The organism is Allomuricauda sp. d1, from assembly GCF_039592695.1.
Classification (GTDB): domain Bacteria; phylum Bacteroidota; class Bacteroidia; order Flavobacteriales; family Flavobacteriaceae; genus Flagellimonas_A.
Genome location: NZ_JBBUTK010000003.1, coordinates 224,034 through 237,699 on the forward strand (window position 1 = coordinate 224,034; position 13,666 = coordinate 237,699).

Sequence of the window (13,666 nt, forward strand, 5' to 3'; positions counted from 1 at the left end):
CATAGAAAATCTAGTCTAACATTTTGCTTATGTTAATTAGTATACATAAGTGTTGAAATTGGTAAGTGTTTAATATTATGAAACATTTTTAGGTAGTATCTTTACAAATTGACAATATGCAATGTAGTCTTAGAAATATAGATTACAGCCGATGTACATTATAAACACTGAAAGGGCACAATCACATAAAACAGAAAAGCTGTCAGGCTAGTCTTCAAATGCTTAATTAATATAATCATTTGTTCTTTGGAATAAATATTACTCATGAAAGGGATAACATACTATTTTTTGATACTATCAATACTTTTTACTTCGTGTTCAGATAAGAAAAGAGATTTACCAAAAAGTGCTTCAAAAGAAACTCTATTTTCATTACTCTCGTCGAACAAGACAGGAATAGGTTTTGTCAATAAAGTCGAAAACCAAAAAGACTTCAATATTTTTAAATACCGTAATTTTTATAATGGCGGTGGTGTTGCCATTGGTGATATCAACAATGATGGACTACCAGATATATACCTTACTGGTAATATGGTAACCAATAAACTTTACCTCAATAAGGGTAATCTACAATTTGAAGACATTACCAAAAAAGCGAATGTAGCCGGCAATAAGCCATGGTCTACTGGCGTGACCATGATTGATATTAATGCCGATGGATTATTGGATATTTACGTAAGCAATGCCGGAAATCTTGAAGGAAACAATCACGACAATGACCTATATATCAACAATGGCGATTTAACATTTACCGAAAGGGCACAAGAATATAACCTCGCCAAAACAGGTTTTTCAACCCATGCCTCATTTTTTGATTATGACAAAGATGGTGATCTCGATGCCTATATACTGAACAACAGTAACATACCTGTAAGCAGTTTGGGCTATGCAGAACAGCGTGAGGTGCGTGCGCAGGATTGGGAAGGTGTGCCACACATTTTCCGAGGGGTTGGTGACATGCTTTTGCGCAATGACAACGGAAAATTTGTCGATGTCAGTGAAAAAGCTGGCATCTATGGAAGCCTTATTGGCTTTGGCCTTGGAGTTCTGGTCACCGATATGAACAATGATCTATGGCCCGATATCTACGTCTCCAATGACTTTTATGAGCGCGACTATCTCTACATCAATCAAAAGGATGGCACCTTTACTGAAGAAATCAAAGACTGGACCTCGCATTTAAGCCTATCTGCCATGGGCATTGATATTGCCGATATCAACAATGATGGCCACAACGATATTTTTATCACCGACATGCTGCCAGAGCCAGAAGAGCGGGTAAAATCCGTTATGGAGTTTGAAGGCTATAATGTTTTTGACCTAAAACGCAGCAAAGATTTTTACCAGCAGTATATACAGAATACCCTACAGTTAAACAATGGCAATGGTTCGTTTTCAGAGGTTGCATATTACAGCGGCATTGATGCCACTGATTGGAGCTGGGCTGGACTCATGTTTGATATGGACAATGACGGCCTAAAGGATATTTTCGTCACCAACGGCATCAACCACGATTTGACCGATTTGGATTTTGTGGATTTTTTCGCCAACGAAATCATTCAAAAAATGGCATTAACGGGTAGAAAAGAGTCCATTGATTCCATAATTCAAAAAATGCCCATCAAACCACAGCCCAACTACGCCTATAAAAACAACGGTGATATCACTTTCAAAAATGCCAACAAAGAGTGGGGGTTTGACCTGCCCACACGTTCAAACGGTGCCGCCTACGGCGATTTGGACAATGATGGCGATTTAGACTTGGTCATCAACAATGTCAATACCGAAACCTTTGTCTATGAAAATCGGACCAACGAAGAAAAAGACCACAATTATATCAAATTAAAGTTCATAGGCGAGGGTAAAAATCCGTTTGCTGTGGGCACTTTGACCAAATTTTACTTTGATGGCAATATTGTGAACCAAGAACTCATTCCATCACGCGGATTTCAATCTTCAATGGACTATGAAATGCACTTGGGTCTTGGTAAAGCCAAAAAATTGGATTCCATTCGTATCGTCTGGCCCAATGACAAAACAAATTTATTGACCGATGTAGAAGCAAACCAAACCCTTGTTCTAAAGCAAGTGGATGCCAGCAAAACCTATATCCCTCCAAAACAAACATCCAAAAAAACCTATCTAAAAGAATTGAAGAATGACTTCTTCAATGCCCATCAAGAAAATAATTATAATGATTTTGATTACGAGGGATTGATTTATAAAAAAGTTTCCCAAGAAGGTCCGGCCTTGGCTGTGGGTGACATCAATGGTGACGGCAACGAAGATGTATACGTAGGTGGCGCTAAGGGGGATTCTGGTTTTCTATACCTTCACAACGGCAATGGCTCTTTTTCAACCAAAAGACAGCAAACTTTTGAGTTGGACAGTGGCTTTGAAGATACCGCAGCTGTTTTTTTTGATGCTGATGGCGATGGTGATTTAGATATCATGGTTGCAAGCGGGGGCAACGAGGTTGGCAAACAGAATGCATACCGCCCAAGGCTGTATTTGAACGATGGCAAAGGAAGTTTCTCAAAATCTGGGCAAAACCTTCCGTCAAACTTCAAGAACATGTCTGTGATTGCCCCAGAGGATTTCGATGGTGATGGGGATATTGATGTTTTCATCGGCTCACGAAGCGTTGTTGGGGTGTATGGCCTAGATCCCGACCATCTGTTGCTTGAAAACCGAGACGGTGAATTTGTCGATGTCACTGAACGCAGTGGTTATGACCTTAAAGATACCGGTATGGTGACCGATGCCATTTGGGCCGATATTGATGGGGATACTAAAAAAGACCTCATCACAGTATCAGAATGGGGCGTCCCCATCATCTACAAAAACTCTGGCCGACGGGTCTCAAAAATAGAGACCTCCCTAGATAGCCTTTCAGGATGGTGGAACACCGTGGAAGCTGCAGATTTGGATAATGATGGTGACCTTGACCTTATTTTGGGAAATCAAGGTGAAAACCTTCACTACAAGCCTAAAAAAGGTCATCCAATGAAACTGTGGATCAATGATTTTGACAATAATGGCACCATCGAACAAATCGTGACCACAAATTATGATGGTGGCGATTATCCAATTCATCAAAAAAAGGAACTTACCGAACAATTGGTTTCACTCAAAAAGCAAAATTTAAAGGCTTCTGATTATGCAAAGCGCACCATCAATGAGCTTTTTTCTAAAGAGGTACTTGGTAATTCCATCGTAAAAGAAAGTGAGTATTCAGAATCGATTGTTGCGATGAATGAAGGCAATGGCCAATTTACCATCAAAAAACTGCCCGCACGCGCCCAATTCTCATGCATCTGTGACATTGCCTGTGAAGACGTAAACAATGATGGGCACCTTGACCTCATCATGGCGGGCAACAATTTTGAATTCAAACCCCAGTTTTCGAGATTAGATGCCAACTATGGTAACGTATTGCTAGGTGATGGCATGGGTGCTTTTGACTGGAAAAACTATGATGAAAGTGGGTTCTTTATTCGCGGCGAGGTCAAACACTTAAAAAAGCTCAAGAGTAGCAATGGCAAATTATACCTCATTGCGGCCATCAACGACGAAAAACCAAAGATTTTTGCGATTAATGAATAAGGCTGTCATTACTTGTCTTGGTATCTTATTTCTTTTGGGGTGTAAAAAGGGGGGTGACCTTTTTGAAAATCCGCCTTCAAAAAGAACGGGCATCACATTTTCAAATACAATCTCAGAAACCGATGAACTGAACATACTCGACTATCTGTACTTCTACAACGGCGGTGGGGTTGCTGTAGGCGACATCAACAATGACAGTTTGGTTGATGTCTTCTTTTCTGGCAACCAAGTAAAAAATAAGCTCTATCTCAACAAGGGGGGGCTCAAGTTTGAAGATATTAGCCAATATGCAGGTATCGAAGGCAAAAGTTCGTGGAACACGGGTGTCTCGATGGCCGATATCAATGGTGATGGCTTGTTGGACATTTATGTCTGCGCCGTGGTCGGTATCAATGGGTTCAATGGCCATAACGAGCTTTTTATCAACCAAGGAGATAATACCTTTAAAGAAGAGTCCGCTAAATATGGTCTTGATTTTGACTCCTATAGCTCATCGGCCACTTTTTTCGATTATGATTTAGACGGTGATCTTGACTGCTACTTGCTAAACCATGCTGTGCATACTTCAGAATCGTACGGGCCAGTAGATTTGAGACGTCAGCGCAACTATGAAACCGGTGACAAATTGTTGAGAAACGATGACGGTAAATTTGTTGATGTAAGCAAAGAAGCAGGTATTTATGGGGGCATCAATGGGTATGGCCTGGGCATTGCCGTATCTGATTTCAATATGGATGGATATCCTGACATCTATGTAGGTAACGACTTTCATGAAGACGATTATTATTATCTGAACAATGCCGATGGCACCTTCACAGAGAGCCTGAAAGAATATTTTGGGCATACCAGTCGATTTTCAATGGGCAATGATGTTGCCGATATTAACCATGATGGTTTGCCCGATTTGATTTCTTTGGATATGCTTCCAGATAAAGAGGTTCCGCTAAAATCTTCTGAGGGTGATGATAATGTTGAAATACAACGTCTTCGTGTTGAAAGGTTTGGCTACCATTATCAATTTACTAGAAATATGATGTACGTCAACCAACCTGATGGAAATTTTATGGAGACAGCTTTGATGAGTGGTATAGCAGCGACAGATTGGAGCTGGAGTACGATTTTTGGTGATTATAATCATGACGGATATCAAGATCTTTTTGTGGCTAACGGTATCCCCCGAAGGCCTAATGATCTAGATTTTATAAAGTTTGTCTCCAGTGATCAAATTGCCAATAAAATAAACAACACCAAATTAGTTGATAAACAAGCATTGGATATGATGCCATCGGGCAATGTGCACAATTATGTGTTTAAAGGGCAAGAAGAATTACAGTTTGAAGACATGTCTGGCAAATGGATTTCAAATGATACTGTGATGTCAGGTGCTATGGCTTACGGAGATTTTGATAACGATGGCGATTTAGACATTGTGACCAACAACCTGAACCAAGAAGCCACGCTTTATATCAATAAAATCAACAGCAGGGCAAACCACATTAAGCTAAAATTCAATTACAAGAACAGAAACAAGTTTGGCACCGGCACAAAAGTGTTTGCTTTTTCAAAAGGCAAACAGCAGTTCAAAGAACTCTTTCCGAGCAGAGGGTTTCAAGCTTCATCTGAACCTATTGCTCATTTTGGGCTAGGAGAAATCTCTACCATAGATTCTTTGAAAATTATTTGGCCCGACAAAACTTATCAGGTCATAAAGCATGTTGAAACGAATCAAACATTGACAATTTCGCCCAAAAACAATAAACCCTATAATTATTCAAAGGATGGAAAAACTATAACCCCTTTATTTAAAAAACTGAAAGACAATTTGGGTATTGATTTTGTTCACCATGAGGATAATTATGTGGACTTCAATCGAGAGAAGTTGATACCATACAAGGTTTCGGATCGGGGGCCGGCATTGGCAATAGGTGATTTGAACAGTGATGGCAACGATGATATCTTCTTCGGTGGTTCAAAGTATTTTCCATCAAAAACATTTCTCTTTCAAGACTCGCTATTTGTGCCGCAAACGATTCAAAATGTAAAAAATGATTCCATCAAAGAAGATGTTGCAGCTGTTTTGGCTGATTTTGATGGTGATGAAAGAGATGATTTACTTGTTGGTTCTGCAGGTGGAGATTTCTTTGGAAAGTCTGAGCAGTTGATGGATAGCTATTTTATTCAGAAAGATACGGCCTATGTAAAACATCCGCTGCCCAATTCATTTGAAAATGCCTCAGTACTTTCGCCGAATGATTTTGATCAAGACGGCGACCTAGATGTATTTGTGGGAAACCATACCATTACAGGTAAATTTGGGCAGCCTGCTCAATCTTTCCTTCTTGAAAATGTGAATGGCTATTTTGAAATCGTTAAAGGGTTCAATCGAGATTTGGGCATGGTGACCGATGCCGTTTGGAGTGATTTCAACGGTGATGGCGCCGATGATCTGATTGTCGTTGGCGAATGGATGGCCCCAAAATTCCTCAAAAACGAAAGGGGTCGGTTTATAGAAACCAACATCCAAAATAGTACAGGTTTGTGGCAAAGCATCCATCCTTTTGATATTGATGCAGATGGCGATACCGATTATCTCTTGGGCAATTGGGGCTTGAATTCCAAATTCAAGGCATCTGAAGCGCATCCGTTGAAACTCTATTTCAATGACTTTGATGGCAATGGGCAAACCGAGACCGTTATTGCAATTTTCAAAGAGGACAACTATTATCCGCTTGAAACTTTGGATGGATTATCATCTCAAATGGTTTCACTGCGCAAAAAGTTCACCACATACAAATCATTCGCTGGAAAAACCATTGAGGATATCTTTGACAAAGAAATCTTAAACACCTCCAAAATTTTGGAAGTCAATACTTTGGAGTCAGGTTATCTAAAAAACAATAAGGGTGCTTTCGAATTCGTTGCCTTCAAACCCGTGCTTCAAGTATCGCCCTTAATGGATTTTGCCACCTATGATTTTGATGGTGATAAAAAGTCTGAGGTTCTGGCTGGGGGCAATTATTTTGGGGTCAAACCCTATCACGGGCGCTTTGACTCTTTTTCTGGAGCCTTGATAAATAATGAAAATGATATAATTTTGGGTGGTCATCTTGGGCTGGATTTCACCCAAAAATCAATTCGCCATCTAGAAATACTGACTGTTGACGAAACACCTTATCTTATGGTGGTGAACAACAATGACCAAGTAGATATATATACGATTAATAAAAGTAAAGACAGAAAATGATGAGAAGATTGTTATGCATGACCCTTATGGTCTTGATTCTGTTCGCTTCTTGTACCAAAAAACAGGAATCTATAGTGATTACCCCTGATGATTTTCATGCCTCGGTCGATAAGGTCACCGAGGTGATGATACATGACATTTTTTCTCCGCCTGTGGCCAGCAGAATCTATGTCTATCCCAGCATTGCGGCCTACGAGATTTTAGCCCTGACCAGTGACGATTACAACCCATTGGCTGGGCAAGTGCATGGATTGGATTCCATACCAAGACCGGCATCCCAAGAAAATATAAATCCTGACTTGGCAGCACTCATTGCCCATATCGACTTGAACAAAAGGTTGATTTTCTCAGAAGACCGTATTGAAAGTTATAGAGATAGTTTATATGAAGACTGGAAAAGAAAGAACAAAAAAGAGTTTGAGGCATCAAAAAAATATGGGCTGAAAGTTGCAGAACATATTGCAGCTTGGATGGACAAGGATAATTACAAACAGACCCGAACCATGCCCAAGTTCACGGTTGACTCTGAAGACCCTGCTCGTTGGCAGCCTACGCCGCCAGCGTACATGTCTGGTATTGAACCCCATTGGAACAAAATACGGCCATTTGTAATTGATTCTGCCAATCAGTTCAGTCCGGCTCCGCCACCACCCTTTTCAATGAAAGAAGATTCAGATTTTTTCAAAGAGGTAAAGGAAGTCTATGATATCAGTAACGAAATTACCGCCAAAGGTGACGCATCTGAAGAGGTGGCCATTGCCCAGTTTTGGGATTGTAATCCGTATGTTTCTGTAACAAGGGGCCATTTGATGTTTGCAACCAAAAAAATCACTCCAGGGGCACATTGGATCGGCATTGCCAAGATTGCGAGTAGAAAATCTGGAGCAGACGTAGCAAAAACGGTCTATGCCTATACCAAAACCTCAATCGCTATCGCCGATGCATTTATCAGTTGCTGGGACGAAAAATATCGAAGCAACCTGATTCGCCCAGAAACCCTTATCAACCAGCATATTGACGATAGTTGGGAGCCCGTTTTGCAAACTCCTCCGTTTCCTGAGTATACCAGTGGCCACAGCGTGGTTTCTGGAGCTGCAGCAAAAGTTTTGACCAGTATTTACGGCGATGGTTTTTCATTTGATGACGATACTGAGGTCGCCTATGGTCTACCTGTTCGTTCCTTTGAATCTTTCGGGCAGGCTGCCGATGAGGCTGCCATAAGCCGCATGTATGGCGGTATTCATTACCGTAAGGCAGTTGAAGTAGGTGTCAAGCAAGGTCGTGATCTCGGCCAATTTGTAGTGCACCATCTTGATATGCTCAACGAGAAAAAAGTAGCATCAAACTAACTCGATATTCATGAGAAAAATAGGTTTAGGGCTGCTCGTCATAGTGGTAGCTTTTTTGGTTTGGTACCTGTTCATCAAGCCTTCAGACTATATAATCCGTTTTGAAGCAAAAACCTTTTCTGGCGCCATTAACCAGACCATTAAGCTCTGGCATAGAAAATTGGATACCATTGGCCCAGTGAGACAAGATGGTGAAAACATCAATGAATTGACACAAAAGGTTCGTTTTGGTGACTCTGTTCATATTTATAACTGGAAAATCAAACCAATCAATGATTCTACTTCAAAGGTCATTGTTGGTATAAAAGATGAAAACCACAGCTTAATTAACAAAATCAATGTGCCGTTTTCAGATACCGATTTTGAAAAAAGGTCTCGAAAAACAGTGCTCGATTTAATGGAAAACCTGAAAGAACATCGAGAAAAATTCAAGGTAGCGATTGTAGGCGAAGAAGAAATTCCGACCAAGTATGTAGCGTACATACCAATCAAGACCACTCAATTGCATAAAGCTGATGGCATGATGAGAAACTTTAGTTTTCTCATGGGTGAGCTTTTAGACCGAGACATTAAATTCGATGGTTTCCCTTTATTGGAAGTTACTAAATGGGGGCAAGACAACGATAGCATCCACTTTAATTTTGCCAGACCCATTATTCGTTCAGAAAAGCTACCTATAGGAATAGGTATCAAATACAAAAGGATTTTTAAGAAAAAGGCATTGAAAGCAGAATATTATGGCAATTACATCACCTCAGACCGCGCTTGGTATGCATTATTGGATTATGCCAAAAAGAATGACATAGCTATTGAACCTACTCCCATCGAAGTTTTTCATAACAATCCTAAAACCGAAGGTGGTGAATTGAATTGGAAAGCCGAAATCTTTATGCCCATCAAAGAAGGTGAAAAATAAATTTTTGTCCATACCATTTCTTTTCCTTGTGTTGTCAACTGTTAGTTGCCAAAATTCGGGCAGGCTCAAGGTGCTTGCTGACATGCCCTCAAGCCTAAAAGAGAATTCTGGCTTGGCCTATTTTTCAGGAAACCATATTTGGGCCATTGAAGATTCGGGCAATAAGGACGAAATCTATGCTGTAGATTTTAAAGGGGATATCATACAGGAGTTTGAGGTGAAAAATGCCAAGAACAACGACTGGGAAGACTTGGCCACCGACAAAAAGGGGAATCTCTACATCGGCGATTTTGGTGACAATGCTTTAAAGAGAAAAAAGTTGATTATCTACAAACTGCCAAATCCTGAGCGCGAAAAAGGCGATAAAATCGATGCCGAAAAGATTGAATTTTCGTATCAAGATTCAGATAAAAACCCAGTTTCACACAACGCCGAAGCCTTTTTTCATTGGAACAATTCACTTTACATCATCACCAAGAATCTTGAAAAAGAAAGTTTCGGTACCGCATACGTGTACAAAGTACCTGATGAAAAAGGTGCTCACAAAGCCCAATTTATTGATGAAATAATTACTTGTGGAGAATATCCTATTTGTTCAATCACAGCGGCTGATATTTCTAAGGATGGAAGCAAAATTGTGCTCTTGGGCAATGGTTTTTTATGGGTCATCACAAACTTCAAGTGGGATGATTTCTCAAAAGGAAACATCGAAAGGGTTGACCTTGGCCTTAGAACACAGCTCGAAGCCGTCTGTTTTAAGAATAACAGCGCTTTGCTTTTGTCAGATGAAAGATCTCATGGTCTGGGCGGCAATCTCTACGAGCTAAATTTATCCAAACTTTAAAACCCAAAACCCAATCCGAAAGCGAAGCGAAGGCCATCGTCGCTACTGAACAAACCAAAATTCGCTGAAACGATTCCAGCTCCGTTCACGAAAAACCCACCCCCGAAGGAATTGTGCCACGTATCTGAATCTTCATCGGGCAGCCAGACCCGCCCATAGTCAAATCCGGCATAGATACCCGGTGTCACTGGTATGAAACCAGCCTGTTGTTTTCTCAAACTATAGCGTAAATCTGTATTTTGAAAAAAGGATGTTCTGCCATTGAAACGTTGAAAACGAAAACCGCGCAAACCATTGTTGGCACCTATGTTTGCGGCTTGATAAAACTCAAAATCGTCGCTCAGGTTAAAATGGGCCTTGATTTTGGTGGCCAAAACCAATCTACCATCTGAGCTTATCCTATGGTCTAAAGACAAAGAAGGAATGATGTAACCAAATGCCCTATCGGTATCACTGAGATTCATGGTGTACCCCGCTTGCAGCAAAAATGCCATCCCCATGGTCGGGAATGCATCGCTATCTGTGTTCGAATAGGAATATTCGGTATTGACCCCTAAGAAGTCATGTTGATTGTCGCGGCCTTGATCAGTAAAAAAATCTTCGATAAAACGACCCTCTGTTTCTTCCACTTCATAATTTTCGTACGAAACGCCCAATTTAAATTTTGACTCTAAAAAACCTCTCCAAACCAGCGAAGGCGCAAAACGCAGGGTTCTGATCTTGACACGGTTAAAATCAAAATCCAAGTCATCATCGAAGTTGGGAGTGTCATTACCAAAACCGAAGAAGTTTCGGGCAAAATTCGGACTGGTGAACTTAGCGGCCATTTCTAAATTGGCATTGCCAAAAACATTGGCAAATTCGCCATTGTAACCCAAATCAAAGCCATTTGTGGCAAAGTAAAAAGCACCATTGAACGTATGCCTAGCTGTAAAGGGGTTTTGCCTAAAGCCATTATGGGTATAGGTGTCGGTAAATCCGATTCGGAACCCGTCATCAGGATTAAAACCAATTGATGGCAAAATCTGATTGTTGCTTGCCTTGATTTTTATGAACTGGTACGTATTGGTGTCATAATCGTTAAGCCTGTGTATCCTACCGCCATAAGCTTCATCATAGGTGTTCTTTTTGGCCTTAAAATCATAGGTGTTTATTCCTTTGCTACCTTCAGCTATTTTGTAGACATCGTTATTTTGCCCCCCGACCAATCTGATTTTTATCTTTCCAGAATTGCCACGCACCTCAAAAACATCGTCATCGTCTAAGCCGTATACCCAAACTTCTTTGGTAATTTCTGGGTCGTATACTTTATCAAAAAATAAATCCGTCAATTCTCCATCTTTGATTCTATAGGCCTTGACACCAACTTTTCCGTTCTGAAGGTCAGTGATAATAAAATGGTCATCTTTATCGGTGCCAGTAATAACGCTGTACTTATTGAGGATTTTATAATATTCTTCCGCTGTCTGCAGAAGATTCGCCTTTCGGGCCAAAAGTACCTTTTTGATGTGCGCAACGGTTTCATCGCGAACCTCTTCCGGAAATTCTTGAAATGCCCGATCAATAACTGACCCATCGATGTTCTCTTGAATAAACTTTGCCTGTTTCTGCCATTCTTCCAAAGTGGTCTCTGAAAGTAGGGCCATATCCAATGCGAAGGTTCTGGGTGAAGACGTGAAGCCTTTCACACTCCTGATCTCCTCATGAAATCCTTCAAAAAGCTGTAAAGAGGGTATCGTTCTACTCGCAAATTTCATCAATGCCCCATCTCCTAAAATGGAAAACGGCTGATCCCGATCTCGTGGAATGGGCTTGAATATCTTTTTGTCATTTCCATCATTAAATTGTGCCCAACGCCATTGGTCTACGTGCCTATCCCAATCGCCAATCATAATATCAAAAAGTCGAGCTCGAACATAGGCAGGGGCATTAAGGGCGTATTCTTCATCCTTGCGCAACTTTTTCATCAAATCGTTGGTGCTCTCAATTTTCTTCGCGTAACCAAAACTCGCAATATCATGGCCCTCAGAAGTGTGTTCTTCAATCATGTAGAGTTCATCGCCAAACTCATCAACAAAACCCTTGAGCGCTTTTTGCTTGGGTATATAAAATAATTTTGGATTGGTATGGTAAATATTTACCGCATCAGCAAGCTCAGCAATAGTAAAAGGTGCATAGGGATGCGATCCTGTGTAGAAGTATTCTAAAATGTCTTCTACCGGAGTATTTTCAAACTTACCGATGATAAACTGCTCTTGAAAAGCCATGGCCTGTAAGTATCGCTCAGCGCTTTTTTTTAGGGCGCGCATAACGAACTGCCTTCCGTCTTTGTGTTCTAAACGCAAAGACCTCGATTGGTTTCCACCCCCCTTGCGAACCGGGGTCAACCCACCATACAATGTATCCAAATCGACAGTTTTTGCCTTGATTTTAGTGGCGTAGTAATTGCTGTACCGCTCGCCCCAAATACTTTTATAGAAGCTTGACCGATCCACCTCTTCGGGTTCGTAGACCGATGCTTCCATATAGGCTGGAAATTCGTTATTACCTGAAAAAGTTTCAGGTTTATCTGTCGGTGGGAAAATCTCTGAACTGTATGCCAAGGATTCCACTCCAGCTTCAATAATATAAAAATCTACTTTGGATGAACCATCCGCATATACCTCAAGTATAGCATAGCCATTTTGACCCGTGGAGAATTGACTTCCGCCCAACAATCGGGTAGCACCTTTCTTTGCCCCCGACCCGCTGACAATCTGGGGTATGTTCTCTTCAACGATGTACTGAAGGGTGTGCTCATGCCCCGACACAAAAATGACCTTCTCTGAGTACTGTGCGAGCGTAATGATGCGTTTTCGAAGTCTGTTATACCGTTGGTTTTGCAAATCTTCAATTGAAGGGCCAGCCGTTCTACGAAGAATATTTGCCAGTGTGCCCAAAATTGGAAGCGGAATACTCTTTTGGGCCAAGTGTTGTTTAACAGAAAAGTGGCCGCCATGTGAGCCATAGGTAAACATGGGGTGGTGTAGGGCCAATATGGTGGTTTTATCTCGATTGTCTTTGATGGCATCCTCAATTTCAGCAAAAAATCGAGTCCTGTCTTTTATTTCACATTCGTCATTGATGGTCGGAAATTTGTTCCAATTGGTCAAATACCACTCAGTATCAATGGTAAGCACGATAATATCATCACCTATTTCAATCTCTTCGATGGGACACCCGTTTTCAGGAAAGAACACCTCTTTGCTCTCCAACACCTTTTCAATGTACTTTTCTTGTCTTTTCAATCCTGCCGGACCGGCATTGTACCAGTCATGGTTTCCGGGAATAAACACTTTTTTGCCTTTATAATCTTCAAGGGTAGCCAATTGGGCATCCAAATGGTTTTTAGCTTCTATGTATGCCTTTGTGGAGTCTTTTTTATCAGGAAGCCCCGCAGGATAAATGTTATCTCCCAGAAAAATGGCGGTACTGCTCTTTTCGGCATCATCCAATCTGGCCTTAAACGCTTTTAGTGTTGGGTTCATGTCACCCATGGGGGATTTTCCGGCATCACCAATCAGGTAAAAGGTATGGGACACCTCTTTATTCGGCATTGGGGCAGCACCTGAAAAGGGCTCTTGATATTTGGGTTTGTACGTGGCACATCCCACCAAAAACAAAAGACATAATAAGGTTGGGTAGCATTTTTTCATTTCGGTATGTTC

The 13,666-nt window shown here is 41.0% G+C and carries 6 protein-coding genes; 5 read left to right on the forward strand and 1 reads right to left on the reverse strand.

All coding sequences use genetic code 11. From position 1 onward, the window contains the following. Window positions 1–264 precede the first annotated feature (264 nt). The 5 genes from AAAH86_RS12820 to AAAH86_RS12840 are packed head-to-tail and all read left to right on the forward strand — an operon-like array spanning window position 265 to window position 9,959. Window positions 265–3,606 (forward strand): VCBS repeat-containing protein, encoded by a 3,342-nt coding sequence (locus AAAH86_RS12820; protein ID WP_343488044.1) that lies wholly within the window; start codon window positions 265–267, stop codon window positions 3,604–3,606. Then, window positions 3,599–6,850, forward strand: coding sequence for a VCBS repeat-containing protein (locus AAAH86_RS12825; protein WP_343488045.1), 3,252 nt, complete (start codon window positions 3,599–3,601; stop codon window positions 6,848–6,850). The genes AAAH86_RS12820 and AAAH86_RS12825 overlap by 8 nt, the downstream gene beginning before the upstream one ends. Then, window positions 6,850–8,199: a vanadium-dependent haloperoxidase gene (locus AAAH86_RS12830; protein WP_343488364.1), complete on the forward strand. Its 1,350-nt coding sequence runs from the start codon at window positions 6,850–6,852 to the stop codon at window positions 8,197–8,199. Before AAAH86_RS12825 ends, AAAH86_RS12830 begins: the two co-directional genes overlap by 1 nt. Before the next feature lie 10 nt (window positions 8,200–8,209). Then, window positions 8,210–9,115: a GyrI-like domain-containing protein gene (locus tag AAAH86_RS12835; RefSeq protein WP_343488046.1), complete on the forward strand. Its 906-nt coding sequence runs from the start codon at window positions 8,210–8,212 to the stop codon at window positions 9,113–9,115. A 28-nt stretch (window positions 9,116–9,143) separates the two neighbouring features. Next, window positions 9,144–9,959 carry a hypothetical protein gene (locus AAAH86_RS12840; RefSeq protein ID WP_343488047.1) on the forward strand — a complete coding sequence of 272 codons (816 nt, stop codon included), beginning with the start codon at window positions 9,144–9,146 and terminating at the stop codon, window positions 9,957–9,959. Here AAAH86_RS12840 and AAAH86_RS12845 read toward each other — a convergent pair. Continuing rightward, window positions 9,956–13,654, reverse strand: a complete 3,699-nt coding sequence (locus AAAH86_RS12845; RefSeq protein WP_343488048.1) for a metallophosphoesterase — start codon at window positions 13,652–13,654, stop codon at window positions 9,956–9,958. The two genes, AAAH86_RS12840 and AAAH86_RS12845, sit on opposite strands and share 4 nt — an antisense overlap. Window positions 13,655–13,666: the final 12 nt, after the last annotated feature.